The following is a 20,602-nucleotide window of genomic DNA, read 5'->3' as shown; positions in this document are numbered from 1 at the left end:
TCGAAAATTTTAGTAACTTCCCTCCCAAATCATAAATTAGAATGAAAATATTTTGTTCTCTGACCAAACTTGTATATGCAATAGTTTTGTTTTCAATTTTTACTTCATGTTCAACAAAGAAGGATATACTATACTTCCAAAATGTAAAAGATTCTGAAACTATAGTAGACACAGAGACTTTTAATGCCAGATTAAAAGTTGGAGACATCGTCAATATTTACATATCCACGCCTGATTTATCTGTAACACAGCCATATAACCTAGTTGAATCTATAGGGAATGGAACAGGCTCATTAATTAATTATCTTATTGATTCCGAAGGGAACATTGATTATCCTGTATTAGGAAAAGTTAAATTGGAAGGTCTGACCGTTGAAGAGGCAAAGCAACTATTTAAAAAGAAGTTTGAAGAGGGTAAATTGCTGAAAGATCCAGTGGTTATTTTAAGAATAAGTAATTATAGAATTACAGTACTAGGGCAAGTCAATAATCCAGGAGTATACCCAGTAACAGGAGAACGGATATCAATATTAGAAGCTTTATCAGCAGCAGGAGACTTAGATATTACGGGGAAGAGAGATAACGTATTAGTGATAAGGAATTTTAATGGTGCTAAGACTTACACACGTATTGATTTAACAAGCAAGGAAGTTTTTAATTCTCCTGTATATTATTTAACACAGAACGATGTAGTTTACGTTGAACCCAATAGTTTTGGGGTAAGTAGAGCATCAGGTGATGCTAGAATTGGGGTGTTTGCATCATTGCTTGGATTGGCTATAACCATTGGGTTATTGTTTACAAGATAATTAAGTTGAAATGTTTTTTATGAATGATAGAACAAATTCAGGTGGACGAATACATGAAAGGTTTGATTTAAAAAAAAGTATTCTACTATACTTAAAACATTGGAAATGGTTTGTCTTTAGTATATTATTCTGTTTTGCTTTAGGATATTTAAAAGAACGATATACAACTCCGCTTTACTCGGCCACGGCTAAAATTTTACTTTTAGACAATGAAAATAACTCCGGTAATTCTGTTCTTAAAGATTTATCAATTTTGTCTGAGCAAGATAATTCTCAGGTTGAAGATGAAATACAAGTCATTCGTTCTAGAAGTTTCATGAGAAACATTGTAAAAAAACTGAATTTAAATGTTCAGGTGTTTGCTGTTGGTAACATTAATGAATCTGAAATTTATGGAAATAACAGACTTAAAATAAATTTTATTGAGTCCGATTCAATTATTGAACGCACGAATGCCCAATTTTATTTAAATGTTATATCTGATAAAAGCTTTGGGTATAAAGTTGATGAAAGTGATGATTATAAAACCTATAAGATTAATGATACTGTTCCTACAAATTTTGGAGGGATGATTATTTCGGATGATAATAATAATGGGGTATTTCAGTTTATTGGTTCTAATCTTAAGGTAAAAATAACACCAGTTCAATTACTTGCTGAATCACTTAAAAATAGAATTGCCGTATTTCCTTCTGGATCGAAAGGATCTAAAGTCGTTGATATATATCTAGAAGATCATACTTCAAAAAAGGCCATTGATATAATAAATACGCTTATTGATGAGTACAACTTATCAACTTTAAAGAAAAGTAAATTAAGATCTCAAAATACGGCTAATTTTATAAATCAGAGGGTACAATCAATAGCACAAGACTTGATTAACGTTGAAGACAGTATTGTTAGGTATAAATCAGCCAATAAAATTACTGACATATCTTCGAAGAGCGGAAACTTGGCATCCTCTAGCCTAACAGGAGAGCAACAGCTTCAACAATTGAAAATTCAACTGAATATGTTGAATTACATGAAAAATAAACTGAATAACAATAATTATGAAAACTTGCCTTCAAATTTGGGGGGAGAAGATCCTACAATTATTGGTTTATCAACTAGGTATAATGAACTTTTAGAGCAGCGGAGATCAGTTTTAAAAAGTGCTGGTGAAAACAATACTGTCGTTTTACAGCTTAATGAAACCTTAAATTCTATTAAAGACAATTTGGCTATTAGCATTGATAATAACATTAATACTCTAAATATTCAAATTAGAGGAATACAGAATCAACTTAGTGCTCTTAATTCTAAAATATCATCTGTTCCTGTTCAGGAAAGCAAATTATTATCAATAGGAAGAAGGCAAAGTATAAAAGAACAACTATACCTATATCTACTTCAAAAAAGAGAAGAAGCTGAAATATCTCAAACCACAACACTACCAAGTGCAAAAATAATAGAGCCAGCTTATGATTTGGGACCAGTTTCTGGAAACAAAATGGTAACTTATTTTGGAGCTATTTTTGTAGGCTTTCTCATCCCTTTCCTCGTGATATATATTGTTGACTTACTGGATACAAAAATCCATAACAAAGAAGATTTGCAAAATGAGATTTATACCATACCTGTTCTAGGGGAAATTCCTAACGTTAAAGGAGGCGATAAAAATCTTATAAAAAAGAACGATAGATCGATTCTGTCTGAGTCTTTTAGAATTATTAAAACAAATTTTGATTTTATTAGAAAAACAAACAAAGAATCTGTTAGTCAAAGAAACGTGTTCTTTGTTACATCAACGATAAATGGAGAAGGAAAGTCTTTTGTAAGTTTGAATACAGCGTTGACTTCATCAAATTCAGGAAATAAAGTTCTATTAATTGGTGCAGATTTGCGCAACCCTCAGATATATTCAGCAATTAAAACAAAAACTGAAGTTGAGTCTAAATTCGGCTTATCTGAATATTTGGCTGATACCAATCTTTCACTTGATGAAATCATTAATACCTATAAAATAAATGATATAGAAATTGACATTATGTTGTCTGGTAAAATTCCCCCTAACCCGGCTGAACTCCTTATGGGAGATAGAATGAAAAATCTATTTGACGTAGTGTCCAATCAGTATGATGTAGTAATAGTGGACACCGCTCCATCAATGCTAGTTACTGATACCTTGTTGATAAGTGAATATGCGTCGTATACAATTTATCTTGTAAGAGCAGGGTATACTGAAAAACGTATTCTGAATTTTGCTAAAGAATTGCATCAAGAAAATAAACTAAATAAAATGATGTTTGTTGTAAACGATGTGAAGGAGTCTAATTTTGGATATGGCGCAAAATACGGCTACTATGGTAAACCTGAGAGAAAAAGTTTTTTTGGTAGATTTTCTGTAAAAAAGTAAATCAGTTTTCTTCCACTTCTCTTGAGGTTAGCACTTGCACTTTTATTATTTAAAAAAGTATTAGCGTTATAGTATTCGCTAAAACGAAACAGCTATATAGCTTTTTATATTTGCAAAAACTTTTGAATAATAAACTAAACATAAACACCCTAATTTTATTCAGAATAATATTTAAAAGCATCTAGTATAGTCTTTTCAGGCACAATACAATCGATTTTACATCTGCCTATAGCTTCTAACAAGACGAAGTTTATGTTACCATGATTATTTTTCTTGTCATATTTTAAAAGGTCAATAATAGGGGCATAATCATTTTGGTGAATCTCAACTTTCCCATAGTAACTAGTCAAAAGCTCTTTAATTTCATTAGAAAGTTCTTTTGGGAACTCAGTTAATTCAGAAGAAATATAACAGGCTAAGATCATACCAATTACTATAGCCTCACCATGCAATAAAGAAGTTTTTTCGGCTTTACTTAAGAAATAGGATTCAATAGCATGACCTAATGTATGCCCAAAATTTAATGTTTTTCTCAATCCATCTTCAAATGGGTCTGCTTCAACAACATTTTTTTTGATGACAACGGAATCATAAATTAATCCATCTAAATCTTCAAGAGATAGTTCAGACAAATCTTTGAATTTGCCCCAATATTTTTCACCCGTAATCAAGCCATGCTTAAGCATTTCAGCAAGGCCAGATTGCATTTGGTTTTTTGGTAATGTATTCAAAAATTTTGTATCAATAAGAACCAAATCAGGATTACTGATTACTCCGATTTGATTTTTTAAAGACCCCAAATCTACACCTGTTTTACCACCGACGGAGGCATCTACCATTGACAGCAGGGTAGTGGGTACATTTATATAAGCAATTCCACGCTTGAAAGTGCAAGCAACAAAACCTCCTAAATCAGTAATTACACCACCCCCAATATTAATCAAAAGGCTTTTTCTATCTGCATCTAATTCTGAAAGGGTATTCCAGACTCCCATGCAGGTATCAATATTTTTATTTTCTTCTCCTGATTCTATTTCAATGATTTCAATAGAAACCGTTGTATGCAACTTTTCTAAAAATTGCGATAAGCAATATTGATGCGTATTTTCGTCAACCAAAATGAAAATTTTAGAAAAATTCTTGTTTTCTAAATGCTTATTTATCCCAATGTAGCAGTTTTCGTTAAAATGAATAATGCTATCATTTGCCTTTATAGAGTCCATAAAATCAATATTAATTTTCGGCTGTGAAATTAAGGAGATTTTATATAATATGATAGAATCCCAATAATTATCTTTGTTTAAAATATTTAAATGAAAACAGCATTAATTTTTGATAATACGGAAATTGCCTTTGCTCTTAAATCGGATTCCGAACTAGAACGAGCATACTTTCTATTTAAAATGATCTCCATAGAACCGTTAGTTCGCATTGGTACAGCTGCTACTAATTTTGCAATAAAAGCTAATTTACCTATTGAAGGGCTAATAAGGTCCACTGTTTTTGATCATTTTTGTGGAGGTGTTAACGAAACAGATTGTTTACCTGTTATTGAAAGGATGTATGCCAAAGGAGTAAGCGCAGTTTTAGATTATTCTGTTGAAGGAAAGAACGATGAAAAAGAGTTTGATGCTGCAAAAGACAAAATTTTAAATATTATAGAGTTTGCCAAAGATCTTGATGCCATTCCTATAGCGGTGTTTAAGCCGACAGGATTTGGTCGTTTTGAACTATATGAAAAGGTGAGCAGAGGAGATAAGCTCTCGAACCTTGAAGATCGAGAATGGGAACGTATAGCAGATAGGTTTGAGCAAGTTTGTTCTAAGGCACGGGATTATAATGTTTCTGTACTTATTGATGCTGAAGAAAGTTGGATGCAAGAGGCAGCTGACAACTTGGTTACTGCAATGATGAGAAAGTATAATACGGAAAAACCTGTTGTGTTTAACACTTTGCAAATGTATAGGCATGATAGGTTAGCATTTCTAGAGAAAGAATATGAAAATGCTTTGAAAGGAAATTATTTTCTTGGCTTTAAAGTGGTAAGAGGCGCTTATATGGAAAAAGAAAATGAAAGAGCAGCAACATTTGGCTATGAGTCCCCAATCTGCAGAACTAAAGCGTTAACCGACGAAAATTTTGATGAAGGGCTTAAATACATTATAAATCACCTTAATAAAATAGCCTTGTTTGCAGGAACGCATAACGAAGATAGTTCATATTTACTAATGGATTTAATGAAAGAAAAGAAGATTCTAAACAACGATCCTAGGGTTTGGTTTGGTCAATTGTACGGAATGAGCGACCACATAAGTTATAATTTAGCAAATCAAGGTTATAACGTAGCTAAGTATATGCCGTTCGGTCCAGTAAAGGATGTCATGCCATATCTTATTAGAAGGGCAGAAGAAAACACATCGGTAGCTGGACAAACTGGGAGGGAACTAGCCTTACTTTCAAAAGAAAAAAAACGTAGAAAACATTTATAATTTTAAATGTTTTTTTAGAAGTGTTTTTATCTCTAAATTAGACATATAAGGAGACGCTTTATCTAGTTTGTTAATATCCATTGGTGTGTTTGTATTTGTCTCAGGTATCTGTACACTGAAAATATCACTAAGATGTGTTGGGATTAAACTTTCTTCTTTTGATGTTAATTGCTCGTGAAGTTTCTCTCCCGGTCTTAGCCCAATATACTTAATATTTATATCTTCTCTTTCGTAATTGTATTTTAATAACAACCTATCCAAAACATCCATAATATTAACAGCGTCCCCCATTTTAAAGGTAAATAAGTTCCTTCCAGAAGATTTAAGAGTACTAAGTTTGATAATTAAATGGCACGCTCTCGTCTTACCTATAAAAAAACGCGTCATGTTTTTATCAGTAATTGTGATAGGTAACTTTAGTTCTATCTGTCTTTTTAGCAAAGGAATTAAAGAGCCGTTGGACCCTATAATGTTTCCAAATCTGGCTATTAGGAATAAAGTCTGTTTGCTCTTACTCAAACTTCTTAAATAATTTTCACCAATTTTTTTTGTCATTCCCATAATGCTAACAGGGTCTACAGCCTTATCTGTAGAAATAAAAATAAACTTTTTAATATGGTATTTTACTGATAAATCGGCCAATGACTTTGTCCCGAACACATTAACTTTTACCGCCTCGTAAGGGTTTTGCTCCATTAAGGGAACATGCTTATAGGCTGCTGTATGGAAAACCATTGTAGGTTTATAAGTTTCAAACAAATGAGTAACTGAAATTCTATCGGTAATGTTCAAAACCAAGAATTTAATATTGTTACAATTATTAAATTCAAAATTTTTAATCAAACTATATAGAGGAGATTCTGCAATATCAACAAGTATAAGTTGTTTAAATGGTGTATACTTTAATTGGTTGCATAATTCACTCCCAATAGAGCCAGCAGCGCCCGTTACAAGAATGGTCTCTTCAGAAAAATCAAACAACTCGATATTGGCCTTCAAGTGATTTTTAGTCGAAAACAGTTGAGATTCGTCTAGCAACTCATCTATATATTGAGCCTTGACTTTATTCATATTGGGGCCTTTGGGGATTTGTTTCTAAGGCTCCAAAATATGAATAATTCGTTTCTATGCCAAATATGAAAAATAAGAGTATGCTATTATTTCGTTATAACTTTAATTATGGTAAGTCCAATAAGTTTAAGGTCAAAAACAAAATTTTGCCTCCTTATATACTCCTTGTTGAATTTTAATTTATCAGGAATAATGGTTTCAATGAAAAACTTTTCAGGATCTTCAGCAGCTTTTAATAGTTCAACCTCGTTTCTATACTTTAACGAAGCTAGCCCTGTTATGCCCGGCCTAACTTTAAATATTGCCATATCACCCTCGGAATAATAATTGACATAATGCCTTAATTCTGGTCTAGGTCCAACAAAACTCATATCACCTTGTATAATGTTTATTAATTGAGGGAATTCGTCAATTTTATATCTTCTAAGGAAGTATCCAACCTTTGTAATCCTAGAATCATTATTTCCTAAAGTTAGTAGACCATTTTTATCCGATTGAATACGCATGCTTCTGAATTTATAAATATTAAAATCTACATTATCCTTTCCAACGCGGGGTTGCACGAACAAAACAGGACCTTTAGAGTCTATTTTTATGATAATTGCTATCACCAGTAATACCGGAAGTAGCACTAAAAGACCAAAAATTGAAAAAAACAAATCAAAACAACGTTTTAGCAACATTTATTTGAGTTTTAAGTTGGTAATATTGGCAATGCTATCACAATTTTCAATAGTTAGTAAAACGTCGTATTCGTTTATTTGCGCATTTACTAAATAAATACCACAAGGCTTATTTCTTGGACTGCTTTTTGAGAAATTAATATTTCCTTTTTTTATTGAAGTTCGAATAGTAGCAGTGTCAAAGGCGTGTTCATGAATACACCTTTGACTAACTTCATTGAATAGCATCTTTTTAGTTGTTATGTTTTTTAGAACTCTTGATTCGGGACCATAACTACATGATGTTTTTTTTCCGTTAAGAAAAAAAGCTAGTATAATTAATCCCATTGAAAATCCGCCAAGGTAATAGCCAATGCGTTGAATAAGTTTCATCGAAAGAGTTTAGAGGTAGTCTGTACGGAGCGTTTAAAAAAGTAACAAATTAACATCGCTATACTTTAAATCGAACCATTCTCCCACAGATTTACTTGTTAAAATTCCGTGGTAAAAGTACAACCCATTTTTTAAACCTTTATCAAATCTTAAGGAATTTTCTATCCCACCATCTTCAGCGATTTTAAGAAGATAAGGCGTAAAAATATTACTAATGGAAACAGAAGCTGTTCGGGGGTATCTGGCTAAAATATTTGGGACACAATAGTGGATGACGTTATGTTTAACAAACGTCGGGTTTTTATGTGTGGTGACTTCACTGGTGTCAAAACAACCGCCCATATCAATACTGACGTCTATAATAATAGCTCCCTTTTTCATATGTTCCACCATAGCCTCAGTTACAACAATAGGTGCCCGATTTGTTCCGCGTACAGCACCAATAACAACATCACAACGTTTAAGAGCTTTAAGAAGATTTTTTGGTTGTATGGTAGAAGTAAAAATGGGACGTCCCAAGTTGGTTTGAATTTGTCTAAGCTTAGTTATGGAGTTATCAAAAACCTTAATACCTGCTCCTAACCCAATAGCGCTTCTGGCAGCATACTCACCAACCGTACCAGCGCCAAGAATAACTACTTCTAGTGGAGGCACGCCACTAATATTACCAAACATGAGTCCATTGCCATTTTTTGTATCAGACAACAGTTCAGAGGCTATTAAAACAGAGGCTGTTCCAGCAATTTCACTTAAAGATTTTACAGCAGGAAAACTACCTTCACTATCGCGAATAAATTCAAAGGCTAGTGCTGTTATGCGTTTTGTGGCCAATGTTTCAAAGTACTTTTTGTCTTGCGTTTTTATTTGAAGCGCAGAAATTAGAATAGTTTGAGGGTTCATTAACTTTATTTGCTCAAGGGTAGGAGGTTCTACCTTCAAAATCATTGGACAAGAAAACACCTTTGCAGTATCCTTTGTTATTTCAGCACCGGCTTCACTATAATCTTTATCACTAAAATTAGCACCATTACCGGCTCCAGATTCTAATAATACTCTATGTCCGTTAGTTACCAATGCATACACAGCATCGGGGGTTAAACAAATACGTTTTTCTTGAAATGCTGTTTCTTTTGGCAGGCCAATAAATAACTCACCCTTTTGTTTGTAGATTTCTAATGTTTCTTCTTGGGGTAAAAGTTGTTGTTTAGTAAAAGGCGATAGTGGTTTGGACATATTTGAAGTCTTATAGAAACATGAAATTACAAATAAATTTTAATTATGAACATTTAAGCCCATATTAATTTGTAATTTCAAATGTTCAAATTTCTTAAAACATAGGAAAAAACTGATTTTTTTAATATGCGTTGCAGTAGTCCGTATTAAATATATTATTTTAGTTTTGTAGTAGAAATAGCTCCATGACCTATAAAATAGTTTTCTCTTTTATTTTTTTGATTCAGTTCTTTAGTTTTTCGCAGGAGCTAGGTGTTAAAGGGATGTTAACAGACACGAACAAGGTTCCTATTCCTTATGCGAATGTTGTTTTGTTAGACTCTAAAAACAGTGAGCCACAATACGGCGCTACCACGAATGAGTCTGGAACGTTTTATATTCAAGATGTTGTAAAAGACACCTACACACTTAAAATAAGCTATCTTGGTTTTAAACCGTTTTCGAAGGAAATTAACATTAATACATTGGTTGACTTAGGACTAGTAATTTTAGAGGAAAACCGTGAGGAGTTGGAAGATGTCACCATAGTTGCTAAAAGGCCAACTGTAAAGCGCTATGTTGATCGCTTAGTCTTTAATGTTGAAAACTCTACTTTATCCAATAACAATGTGCTGGATGTTTTAAAGCATACACCGGGAGTTATCGTACATGATGGGGCAATTTCCGTTAAGCAGACAACGCCTATCGTTTATTTAAACGATAGACGTGTTTATCTTTCTGAAAGAGAAGTTGTGCAATTGTTAGAAGGAACTACGGCTAATGATATTAAATCGATTGAGGTTATAACGAACCCTCCTGCTAAATATGATGCTGAAGGTGGTTCTGTACTTAATATTATTTCTAATAAAAATATTGCTATTGGATACCATGGTAGTATATATGGTAATTATAAACAGGGGTTTCAGTTCCCGAAGTATTCCCTTGGTACAAGTCATTATTTTAAGACTAAAAAATTAAGTACATATATTAACTATAATATTAGTCCTAGAAAAGACTTTAGGAATAATTTGGAGTCGATAAACTTCATTCAAGATGAACAAATAATTTCTAGTTGGGAAACAGATTACAAAAGAACTCGCAAAACTGCAAATCAAAACATTAATGTTAATCTTGACTACGAATTTGATAAGAACAACCGTTTAGGGTTTTCTTCAAACGTGTTAATTGCTCCGAGAGATTATACCAAAACCAATGTAAATTCAAATACTGAAGTTTTTAGTGCGTCTAAAGTATTGGATTCAACTTTTAATACTGAAAACCGCTCTGTTGATGAAACGTATAATATGGCGTTCAATGCAGATTATATTCATAAATTCGATAGAGCAGGAGAAAAGATTAACGTTAGTGCTCATTATACTGATTATGAGTTTTCAAGTTTTCAGAATGTCGATACGGATTATTTGTTTCCTGATGGCGTTTTAATTAGGAATAATAGGTTCCAAACCTTTTCAAACCAGAAAATTAAATTGTATACTGGACAGCTAGATTATGAATTGCCGTTTGATAATGGTGCACAATTCGAGACTGGTATGAAAGTATCTAAAATAGAATCTGAAAGTGTTTTAGATCAGTATAGTTTTGAAAATGAAGTGAATAAAAATGATTTAGAGAATTCTGATGTGTTTATATATGATGAGACGAACTATGCTGCTTACATGAGTTATGCCAATGATTGGGGTGCTTGGAGTCTAAAAACTGGTTTGAGAACGGAATATACCAATATTAAAGGTAATTCATTATCTAACAAGGCTATTACAAACAATGATTACTTAAAATTTTTTCCATCTATTAATATTTTAAATAGACTCAATGATGAGAATGAGATTTATGTTAACTATAACCGAAGAATCTACCGCCCAAAATATACGCAACTAAATCCGTTTAAGTATTTCCTTAATGATAATGCCTATGTTTCTGGTAATCCCAACCTGCAACCACAAATAGATGATGTTATTACACTAGGATATACTTTTAACACGGATTATACCTTTGAAATTTATTACCGAATAGAAAACGATCCTATTTTAGATATAGTTTTTCAGGATAACGAAGAAAAACTTCTTAAGTATGTTAGCACAAATATCGATAGAAGTATATCGTATGGCCTTGATTTTACTACTTATACAGGTATTACGAATATTTGGAATCTATATGTGCTATCATCGGTTTTTTACTATAACAATCAGTATTTTGCCTTAGAGAGTGATAATAGCCTTATCGAAAATGATCAGTGGTCGTTTTATGGTCAAGCTATAAATTATTTTAGTTTTTTGAAAGACAAGAGTTTAACATTAGATGTGGGACTTACATTTATATCTCGGATTGCCGATGGCCCTTCTATAATAAGTAATAGATTTGGTTTCGATATAAATCTTAGGAAGGCACTTTGGAATAATAGAGCCTCTTTTAATGTTGGTATTAATGATGCGTTTAATACTCAAAACTTCACCCAAACAACAAAGTATTTAAACCAAGATATTTATTTAAGCTCAAATATGGAGAATAGGTTGTTGATAGTTGGGTTTAATTATAAGTTCGGTAACTTTAATTTAAAGAATAACAGCAAAAAGATTGAACTGCAAGAAAGGGAGCGACTAGGAAATGCCAATTAAAAGTAATCCTTAATTTTGCCCCAAAAGTTTTTTGGTGATAGCATAAGTTCCTCTTCAAGTTCTTCTAAAGATTTATTAGCCTCATTGATTCTATTAAAAATACGAGCCCTTATTAAGTATATGGAAGGAATAATAATAGCCATTACAGGAATCAAGTACAGTATTTGGTCATTATCAGCAAATACAAGATCATCGTTTAGTACAACTATAATTTGGTAACAATACATGGCGATAGGAACTAAAATGGTATGATACCACCAGTGCTTACAAGTGAAAATCCAAATAAACAATAAGAATAAGGGAATGACTTTACCCGTTAGAGTCCAAGAAAGTACAAAAAGACTCTCATAATAATTACTCTCATATTTACCAAAAAAAGTGTTCACAACTTTAATGTCGGGAACACTTTCATGTAGACTGAATAAGTAAGGTGTTGTTGCAATTAATGTTGCAATAACACTACCTATAACCAAACTTTTCCTATTACCTTTCTTGTCCAGGAACTTTGATTCTATCTTTTCTAATTGCTGTTTCTTGTGCATCAAGGTTGTAGGTTGTAGCTGCTTGAGCCAAAAATAACATACCTCCGAATAACGCTAATGCGATTACATACTTTTTAGTTTTCATTTTATAAGGGATTTAATTAATTAATTACCCAAATGTAACTAAAGCCTATACTTCAGTTTTTCTAAAAATGTTAAAGAAATGTTAAAAACTAGGATTCTTTAAATTTTCGGTAGGGGTTTCCCGTAAAACTTTAAATATGGAGGTAAACCATGTTATTTATTTGCTCATTTTGCCTTTATTTTTTTAGTTATTTAGTATAAGCTTCAAGAACTACAATCCTTGAATTGCGAGTTCTTATTTCCAATTTAATTGTATCATAATTACCAAACAATAGGTCTTCAATCCTAGCTGGCCATTCAATTAATTTCCAATAATCAGAATTCAAATAATCTTCAATTCCAAAATTATAAGCTTCCTCAACATCTTGAATTCTGTACATATCAAAATGATATATAGCATCGTCTTTAGCTTTATATTCATTGACGATTGAAAACGTAGGACTACTTACATCATCTTTACTACCCAAAGCTTTCACAATAGCACTTATTAAAGTGGTTTTTCCTACTCCCATGTCTCCATAGAATAATAGGGTTTTACTTTTTACATGCTTTATAAGCTGCTGAGCAACTGCCTCAACATCATTTAATTTATAAGTAATTTCCAATATTGAAACCTATATTTTACTGGCAATGTTAAGCATAATTTTTTTAAATTCCTAAAAATATATGCATTTCATCGATGTTTTGTGTTTTTCATAGACTATTTTGGGTTGAAAACAACAAATGGAATAATCATTTCTTCCAGTGAAACTCCTCCATGTTGATAAGTGTTCCTGTAGTAGCTTACATAATGATTGTAATTATTAGGATAGGCAAAAAACAAATCGCTTTTGGCAAAAATATAAGAACTACTCATATTTATAGAAGGCAAATGGAGTTCCTTTGGTTCTTTACTTACTAAGACATCCTTCTTTTCATATGTAAGGCTTCTCCCTGTTTTATAACGAAGGTTTAAGCTCGTGTCTTTATCACCAATAACCTTAGAGGGATTTTTAACATTAATTGTACCATGATCGGTTGTTAATATAAGTTTAAAACCTAACTGCTGCGCTTGTTGAATCATTTCAAGAAGTGGTGAGTTTTTAAACCAACTTAAGGTTAAAGACCTATATGCTTTATCGTTCGAGGCTAATTCCTTAACAACTTCCATTTCTGTTTTTGAATGCGATAGCATATCTACAAAATTGTACACCACCACAGTTAGGTCGTTGGATTTTAGGGATTTAAAATTTTCGGCTAGCTTTTTACCATTTTTTAAATTGGTAATCTTATAGTACTCATAAACAATATCATTTAACCCTAAACGTTTTATTTGAGCTTTAAGAAAATCGGCTTCATGTAAATTTTTACCTCCTTCATCGGTGTCATTTCTCCAATACTCAGGAAATAATTTTTCCATGTCACTTGGCATCAGCCCCGAAAAAATGGCATTTCGAGCATATTGTGTTGCTGTAGGGAGTATGCTATAAAACGCTTCTTCTTTTTCTTTTTTGAAATAATTACTTATTATAGGCTCAAAAACTTTCCATTGGTCATATCTTAAATTATCAATTACCAATAATAAGGTTGGCTGCTTCTTACTAACTTCTGGGACTACTTTTTCTTTAAACAAGGTGTGAGACATAATTGGAGCATCGCTATGCGCTTTAAACCAATCGGCATAATTGTTTTCAATGTACTTCCCGAATTGAATATTAGCCTCGACTTTTTGAGACTCTAAAATCTCAAACATCCCTGTATCTTCAATATCTTCTAGCTGAATTTCCCAATAAATAAGTTTTTGATACAAACTAGCCCATGCTTCAAAGCTATTAACCATAGCCAAATCCATAGCTATTTTTCTGAATTCTTGTTGGTAATTTGAGGTTGTTGTCTCCGATACTAACCGAGAATGATCTAAATTCTTCTTTAAACTTAAAAGTATTTGGTTGGGATTTACAGGCTTTATTAAGTAGTCGGCTATTTTATTTCCAATGGCCTCTTCCATAATATATTCTTCCTCACTTTTGGTAATCATCACAACTGGTAAGCTGTCTTGTTTTTCCTTAATTTCATGAAGTGTTTCTAGCCCTGTAAGACCAGGCATGTTTTCATCTAAAAAAACAATATCAAAATTTTCTTCATCTAATATATCTATTGCTTCTGTTCCACTTTGGCAGGTCATAACCTCATAATTTTTCTTTTCAAGAAATAAAATGTGAGGTTTCAATAAATCAATTTCATCATCAACCCAAAGTACTTTTATTCTATTCATATATTATATTTGTAAATGTTAAATGCTAAACGTGAAAGTTTGAATAAACTTAAAATATTAAACGACCCAATTTACGGATTTATTACTATTCCGAATTCTCTGATTTTTGATTTAATACAACACAAATATTTTCAGCGTTTGCGCAGAATTACTCAAATGGGAATGTCTTATTTGGTTTATCCTGGTGCGCATCACACGCGATTTCATCATGCTATTGGCTGTGTACATTTAATGCAACAAGCGGTGAATGTGCTTCGTTTTAAGGGAGTTGAGATTTCAAATAATGAAGAGACTGCTTTGTATGCAGCCATTTTGTTACATGATATAGGGCATGGTCCATTTTCTCATGCCATGGAACATAGCATAGTAAATGATGTGTCTCATGAGGAGATTTCCTTGTTATTTATGGAAAAGTTAAACGCCGAATTTAACGGAAGTTTAACGTTAGCCATTGAAATTTTTAAGGGCCATTATCCAAGAAAGTTCATGTGTCAGCTTATTTCAGGTCAACTAGACATGGATAGAGCAGATTATTTAAAACGCGATAGCTTTTATACAGGAGTTGCTGAAGGCAATATAAATAGTGAACGCTTAATTACCATGTTAAATGTGGTAAATGATGATTTGGTGGTTGAAGAAAAAGGGATATACAGTGTAGAAAAATTTATAATTGCCAGACGCTTAATGTATTGGCAGGTCTATCTTCATAAAACTGGACTAGTAGCAGAACAGTTGCTAATTAGGGTATTGAAAAGAGCCAAAGAACTTCATGATTTAGGCACAAGTCTTAAAGCATCTAGTGCGCTCATGTACTTTTTTAGCAATAAAATTTCTATTTCTAATTTTGATAAGTATACTATTGATACGTTTTCAAAACTTGATGATTATGATATACTTTCCGCAATTAAAGACTGGCAATATCATGATGATTTTGTGTTGAGCAAGCTTTGTAATATGATTATAAATAGAAACTTGCTAAAAATTAAACTGAAAAATAAACAGATTAAGGCAAAAAGTTTAGACAAGCATTTAAACAGTATTATATCGGATCATGGAATTACAAAAGAAGAAGCCAATTATTTTGTTTTCTCTGGTAGTATATCAAATCAGGCCTATCAATTAAACGCCAAACGAATCAATATTCTCAATAAATCTGGAAAAATTCAAGATATTGTAAAAGCATCAGACCAACTAAATTTAAAAGCATTATCAAAACCCGTTACTAAATATTTTATATGTTATCCTAAGGAGAGACTTTAGTACATTTTTCCTATTTTTGCGATTATCAAACAAAAAACGACTAACATTTAACTTGTGAAATTTACAGCTCAACAAATTGCAGGAATCTTAGAAGGTGATGTAGTTGGGAATCCTGATGTTGAAGTATCGAAGCTTTCTAAAATAGAAGAAGGGTTTGAAGGGTCTTTAACATTTTTAGCAAATCCTAAGTATACGTCTTTTATATATACCACTAAGGCTTCGATTACTATAGTAAATAAAACGTTCGTCCCAGAGAACGATCTTAATACCACACTTATAAAGGTAGATGATGCCTATAAATCCTTTTCTAAACTGCTTGAATATTATAACCAAGTTAAAAACAATAAGTCTGGAATAGAACAACCAAGTTTTCAATCGGATTCTGCTACTTATGGTGAGCATGTATATTTGGGTGCCTTTTCATATCTAGGTGAAAATGTTGTTCTTGGTAATAATGTAAAGATTTACCCACAAGCTTATATCGGAGACAATGTTAAAATTGGCGATAATACTACGGTATTCTCTGGTGTTAAATTATACTCTGAAACTCAAGTAGGTAACAACTGCATAATAAATAGTGGAGCTATAATTGGAGCCGATGGATTTGGATATACACCGGATGAGAATGGCGAGTTTCAAAAAGTACCTCAAACAGGGAATGTCATTATAGAAGACAATGTAGATATTGGCTCTGCAACCACTATAGACAGAGCTACATTAGGTTCTACAATTATAAGAAAAGGTGTAAAACTAGATAATCAAATTCAAATTGCACATAACGTAGAAATTGGAAAGAACACTGTTATAGCTGCCCAAACAGGTGTGGCAGGATCCACTAAAATAGGACAATATGGTATGATTGGTGGGCAAGTTGGTATTGCGGGTCATTTGTCTATAGGTAATGGAGTTAAAGTACAAGCGCAATCTGGTATAGGTCATAATGTGAAGGATGGAGAAAAACTTTACGGCTCACCATCCATAGATTATGGCAACTATGTAAAGTCTTATGTGCATTTTAAAAACCTACCAACCATTGTAAAAACATTAAACGATTTAGAAAAGAAAGTAAATGGGAATAGTTAATACTGAAATCAATCAAAAAACAATTAAGGAAGCTGTCTCTTTAAATGGTGTAGGTTTACACACAGGAAAAGACGTAACCTTAACTTTTAAACCATCTGAAGCTAACTCAGGCATCGCTTTTAAAAGAGTAGATTTGGAAGGAGAACCAATTATTGAGGCTGATGCTAATTATGTAACTAATACACAACGTGGGACTCGCTTAGAAAAGAATGGAGTGGCCATTCAAACTTCCGAACATGTTCTTGCAGCCTTAATAGGTTTAGATATTGATAATGTAATAATTGAATTAAATGCGTCTGAACCTCCAATCTTAGATGGATCCTCTAAGTTTTTTGTTGAAGCTATAGAAAAGGCAGGGGTTACTGAACTAGATGCTTTTAGAGAAGAATACGTGGTGTCGGATGTCATTTCATACGCAGACGAGGAAACTGGAAGCGAAATACTAGTAATGCCGGCCAAAGAGTACCAGGTTACTACTATGGTAGATTTTGGGACTAAAGTACTAGGCACTCAAAATGCAACTTTAAACCATATAGCCGATTTTAAAAAGGATATTGCAGACTCAAGAACTTTTAGTTTTTTACATGAGTTAGAAATGTTGCTTGAACATGGTTTAATAAAAGGAGGTGATTTAAATAACGCTATTGTGTATGTAGACAAAGCCATTTCTCCTAACACTATGGAAAAGCTTAAGGTAGCTTTCAAAAAAGATGCGATAGCTATTAAACCTAATGGTATTCTTGATAATTTAACGTTGCATCATCCAAACGAAGCAGCACGCCATAAATTACTGGATGTTTTAGGGGATCTAGCCTTAATAGGCACAAGAATAAGAGGTAAAGTTATAGCAAATAAACCAGGGCATTATATAAACACGCAGTTCGCAAAAAAAATATCTAAATTAATTAAAAACGAACGCCGTAATAATGTGCCAAATATTGATTTGGGTCAACCACCACTTATGGATGTGACTCAAATTATGGCTATGTTACCGCACAGACAACCGTTTTTGTTGCTTGATAAAGTTTTTGAACTTTCTGATAACCATGTAGTGGGGATGAAAAATGTCACCATGAATGAAGAATTTTTCAAAGGTCATTTCCCTGGAGCTCCAGTAATGCCTGGTGTTTTAATTTGTGAGGCTATGGCCCAAACAGGTGGTATTTTGGTTTTAAGCACAGTTCCGGACCCTGAAAACTACTTAACATTCTTCATGAAGATGGATAATGTAAAGTTTAAGCAAAAAGTTGTTCCAGGTGACACCTTAATTTTTAAATGTACTTTAATTTCTCCTATTCGTCGCGGTATATGTCATATGCAGGGTTATGCCTATGCCAATGGCAAACTGTGCGCAGAAGCAGAATTAATGGCTCAAATATCTAAAGTAAAATAATATGAACCAACCATTAGCATACGTTCATCCAGGGGCAAAAATCGCAAAAAATGTAGTAATCGAGCCTTTTGCCACCATTCACAATAATGTTGTAATTGGCGAAGGTTCATGGATAGGAAGTAATGTCACCATTATGGAAGGGGCGCGTATAGGAAAGAATTGCAATATATTTCCGGGGTCTGTAATTTCAGCCGTTCCACAAGATTTAAAGTATAACGATGAAGATACGACTGTAGAAATAGGAGATAATGTAACTATTAGAGAATGTGTTACCATCAATAGAGGTACGGCAGATAGAATGAAAACAGTTGTTGGTAACAATTGTTTAATCATGGCGTATTGCCATATAGCCCATGATTGTATTGTTGGTAATAATTGTATTTTCTCAAACAATAGTACTTTAGCTGGACATATTACCATTGGTGATTATGTCGTTTTGGCTGGAATGACAGCCGTTCACCAATTCGTTTCTGTTGGAAACCATGCCTTTGTAACAGGTGGGTCTTTAGTTAGAAAAGATGTACCACCATATGTAAAAGCTGCACGGGAACCTCTATCTTATGTAGGGATTAATTCAGTTGGTTTAAGACGTCGTGGGTTTACTACTGAAAAAATTAGAGAGATTCAGAATATATTTAGAATTCTCTACCAAAAAAATTACAATAACACACAGGCTTCAGAAATTATAGAAGCAGAAATGGAGGCAACTCCGGAGCGTGACGAAATTCTTCAATTTATCAAGAATTCGCATCGTGGAATTATGAAAGGATATTTTAAATCAAATTAAATAAATGGCTTCAACATCAGATATTAGAAACGGATTATGCATTAGGTATAATAACGATATTTACAAAATAGTAGAGTTTTTGCACGTAAAACCAGGAAAGGGACCTGCTTTTGTTAGAACTAAATTAAAAAGTGTAACGAACGGAAAAGTTATCGATAATACATTTTCTGCAGGACACAAACTGGATGATGTAAGGGTGGAAACACATAAATTTCAGTATTTGTATAATGATGGTGAATATTATCATTTTATGAATACAGAAGATTATTCTCAAATCCAACTATTAGAATCTGCTTTAGACAGTCCAGACTTAATGAAAGAAGGTGAGGTAGTTACGGTTATTATTAATTCAGAAGATAACCTACCGCTTTCTGTAGAAATGCCAGCCAGTGTTGTTTTGGAAGTTACAGCTACAGAACCAGGTGTAAAAGGAAATACCGCAACTAATGCTACCAAACCTGCTACTGTAGAAACTGGTGCTACTGTTAATGTTCCGTTATTTATTAATGAAGGAGATAAAATAAAAGTAGAGACGGCAAAAGGAACTTATAAAGAACGTATTAAAGAATAGTTTTTGAAGTTTCCCAAACCACATAGTTTAAAAAATATTGCGGAATTAATTGACTGTAAATTTGTTGGTGATTCAGACTTTCAGGTATTAGGCATGAATGAGATTCATGTGGTAGAGCCCGGAGATATTGTTTTTGTTGATCATCCAAAGTATTATGATAAGGCGCTAAATTCAAAAGCAACCATTGTTTTAATTAACAAAGAAGTGGATTGTCCAAAAGGCAAAGCATTATTGGTTAGCGATGATCCTTTTAGAGATTTTAATAAACTAACAGAACATTTTAAGCCTTTTAATTCTTGCGGTAAGCACATAGCAGATTCCGCTATAATTGGCAAAAACACTATTATTCAGCCAAATTGTTTCATTGGAAATAACGTTAAAATTGGTGATAATTGCATTATACATTCTAATGTTAGTATTTATGATGACACTATAATAGGGGATAATGTAACTATACATTCAGCTACCGTATTGGGGGCTAACGCCTTTTATTATAAAAACAGGCCTGAAGGCTATGATAGGTTAAAATCGGGAGGTAGAGTTGTTATAAAAGATCATGTTGACATTGGAGCTGCATGTACCATTGACAGGGGCGTAACGGCAGACACCATTATTGGAGAAGGTTCAAAACTTGACAACCAGATTCAAATTGGTCATGATACCGTTATTGGCAAAAAGTGCTTAATAGCCTCTCAAACAGGAATTGCGGGCTGTGTGGTTGTTGAAGACCAAGTTGTTATATGGGGTCAAGTTGGTGTTAAAAGTGGTATTACCATAGCAAAGGGTACCGAATTGTATGCTCAGTCAGGTTTGGGGCACTCAACCGACGAGGGTAAAACATATTTTGGTTCTCCAGCATCAGAAGCTCGGGAACGTTTTAAGGAAATGGCTTATATTAGAAAAATCCCTGAAATTTTAAGAGAATTAAGGAAAAAGGAATAAACGTTTCTCTTATTACAAT

Annotated in this window: 19 protein-coding genes; 10 read left to right on the top strand and 9 right to left on the bottom strand. The window is 33.0% G+C overall.

Translation table 11 applies throughout. From position 1 onward, the window contains the following. Positions 1–41 precede the first annotated feature (41 nt). Complete coding sequence (locus E5D58_RS06870; RefSeq protein WP_136481109.1) at positions 42–809, top strand: polysaccharide biosynthesis/export family protein; 768 nt, start codon at positions 42–44, stop codon at positions 807–809. A 19-nt stretch (positions 810–828) separates the two neighbouring features. Beyond that, positions 829–3,207: a GumC family protein gene (locus E5D58_RS06865; protein ID WP_168796647.1), complete on the top strand. Its 2,379-nt coding sequence runs from the start codon at positions 829–831 to the stop codon at positions 3,205–3,207. A 155-nt stretch (positions 3,208–3,362) separates the two neighbouring features. Here E5D58_RS06865 and aroB read toward each other — a convergent pair whose 3' ends face one another. Beyond that, complete coding sequence (gene aroB, locus E5D58_RS06860) at positions 3,363–4,430, bottom strand: 3-dehydroquinate synthase (RefSeq protein ID WP_136481107.1); 1,068 nt, start codon at positions 4,428–4,430, stop codon at positions 3,363–3,365. Positions 4,431–4,520: 90 nt separating this feature from the next. Between aroB and E5D58_RS06855 the strand changes: the two genes are divergently transcribed. After that, positions 4,521–5,696 (top strand): proline dehydrogenase family protein, encoded by a 1,176-nt coding sequence (locus tag E5D58_RS06855; RefSeq protein WP_136481106.1) that lies wholly within the window; start codon positions 4,521–4,523, stop codon positions 5,694–5,696. Here E5D58_RS06855 and E5D58_RS06850 read toward each other — a convergent pair. The 4 genes from E5D58_RS06850 to E5D58_RS06835 all read right to left on the bottom strand — a co-directional run bounded on the left by E5D58_RS06850 (position 5,691) and on the right by E5D58_RS06835 (position 9,055). Next, entirely contained in the window at positions 5,691–6,767 is a 1,077-nt protein-coding gene (locus E5D58_RS06850) for a polysaccharide biosynthesis protein (RefSeq protein ID WP_136481105.1), read from the bottom strand. The two genes, E5D58_RS06855 and E5D58_RS06850, sit on opposite strands and share 6 nt — an antisense overlap. A gap of 86 nt (positions 6,768–6,853) precedes the next feature. Beyond that, the gene (locus E5D58_RS06845; RefSeq protein WP_168796646.1) at positions 6,854–7,450 is read right to left on the bottom strand and encodes a sugar transferase; all 597 of its coding nucleotides are present in this window, start codon (positions 7,448–7,450) and stop codon (positions 6,854–6,856) included. Beyond that, entirely contained in the window at positions 7,451–7,822 is a 372-nt protein-coding gene (locus E5D58_RS06840) for a hypothetical protein (RefSeq protein WP_136481104.1), read from the bottom strand. A 33-nt stretch (positions 7,823–7,855) separates the two neighbouring features. Next, complete coding sequence (locus tag E5D58_RS06835; RefSeq protein WP_136481103.1) at positions 7,856–9,055, bottom strand: alanine dehydrogenase; 1,200 nt, start codon at positions 9,053–9,055, stop codon at positions 7,856–7,858. Between the two features lie 185 nt (positions 9,056–9,240). Between E5D58_RS06835 and E5D58_RS06830 the strand changes: the two genes are divergently transcribed. After that, positions 9,241–11,667, top strand: a complete 2,427-nt coding sequence (locus tag E5D58_RS06830) for an outer membrane beta-barrel protein (RefSeq protein WP_136481102.1) — start codon at positions 9,241–9,243, stop codon at positions 11,665–11,667. On the opposite strand, the gene E5D58_RS06825 is transcribed toward E5D58_RS06830, so the two are convergent. From E5D58_RS06825 to porX, 4 genes are all read right to left on the bottom strand, one after another. Next, positions 11,664–12,140 (bottom strand): hypothetical protein, encoded by a 477-nt coding sequence (locus tag E5D58_RS06825; RefSeq protein WP_136481101.1) that lies wholly within the window; start codon positions 12,138–12,140, stop codon positions 11,664–11,666. The two genes, E5D58_RS06830 and E5D58_RS06825, sit on opposite strands and share 4 nt — an antisense overlap. Before the next feature lie 10 nt (positions 12,141–12,150). Continuing rightward, positions 12,151–12,294: a hypothetical protein gene (locus tag E5D58_RS14940; protein WP_168796644.1), complete on the bottom strand. Its 144-nt coding sequence runs from the start codon at positions 12,292–12,294 to the stop codon at positions 12,151–12,153. A 187-nt stretch (positions 12,295–12,481) separates the two neighbouring features. Further along, complete coding sequence (tsaE, locus tag E5D58_RS06820; protein WP_136481100.1) at positions 12,482–12,898, bottom strand: tRNA (adenosine(37)-N6)-threonylcarbamoyltransferase complex ATPase subunit type 1 TsaE; 417 nt, start codon at positions 12,896–12,898, stop codon at positions 12,482–12,484. A gap of 95 nt (positions 12,899–12,993) precedes the next feature. Further along, a complete protein-coding gene (porX, locus tag E5D58_RS06815) occupies positions 12,994–14,547 on the bottom strand; it encodes a T9SS response regulator signal transducer PorX (protein ID WP_136481099.1) in 1,554 nt (517 codons plus the stop codon). Positions 14,548–14,562: 15 nt separating this feature from the next. Here porX and E5D58_RS06810 point away from each other — a divergent pair, with 15 nt between their 5' ends. The 6 genes from E5D58_RS06810 to E5D58_RS06785 are packed head-to-tail and all read left to right on the top strand — an operon-like array spanning position 14,563 to position 20,583. Further along, positions 14,563–15,807, top strand: coding sequence for an HD domain-containing protein (locus tag E5D58_RS06810; protein ID WP_136481098.1), 1,245 nt, complete (start codon positions 14,563–14,565; stop codon positions 15,805–15,807). Positions 15,808–15,861: 54 nt separating this feature from the next. Further along, positions 15,862–16,890 (top strand): UDP-3-O-(3-hydroxymyristoyl)glucosamine N-acyltransferase, encoded by a 1,029-nt coding sequence (gene lpxD, locus E5D58_RS06805; RefSeq protein WP_136481097.1) that lies wholly within the window; start codon positions 15,862–15,864, stop codon positions 16,888–16,890. Continuing rightward, complete coding sequence (locus E5D58_RS06800) at positions 16,877–18,283, top strand: bifunctional UDP-3-O-[3-hydroxymyristoyl] N-acetylglucosamine deacetylase/3-hydroxyacyl-ACP dehydratase (RefSeq protein ID WP_136481096.1); 1,407 nt, start codon at positions 16,877–16,879, stop codon at positions 18,281–18,283. The genes lpxD and E5D58_RS06800 overlap by 14 nt, the downstream gene beginning before the upstream one ends. Position 18,284: 1 nt before the next feature. Further along, positions 18,285–19,070, top strand: coding sequence for an acyl-ACP--UDP-N-acetylglucosamine O-acyltransferase (lpxA, locus tag E5D58_RS06795; RefSeq protein ID WP_136481095.1), 786 nt, complete (start codon positions 18,285–18,287; stop codon positions 19,068–19,070). Positions 19,071–19,074: 4 nt separating this feature from the next. After that, positions 19,075–19,641 carry an elongation factor P gene (efp, locus tag E5D58_RS06790; RefSeq protein ID WP_136481094.1) on the top strand — a complete coding sequence of 189 codons (567 nt, stop codon included), beginning with the start codon at positions 19,075–19,077 and terminating at the stop codon, positions 19,639–19,641. A 3-nt stretch (positions 19,642–19,644) separates the two neighbouring features. After that, complete coding sequence (locus tag E5D58_RS06785) at positions 19,645–20,583, top strand: UDP-3-O-(3-hydroxymyristoyl)glucosamine N-acyltransferase (RefSeq protein ID WP_136481093.1); 939 nt, start codon at positions 19,645–19,647, stop codon at positions 20,581–20,583. Positions 20,584–20,602 lie beyond the last annotated feature (19 nt).

This window comes from Cognatitamlana onchidii (assembly GCF_004804355.1).
Lineage (GTDB): Bacteria > Bacteroidota > Bacteroidia > Flavobacteriales > Flavobacteriaceae > Cognatitamlana > Cognatitamlana onchidii.
Note: the sequence above shows the minus strand (reverse complement) of the source record. Positions and strands in the feature narration are given on the sequence as shown.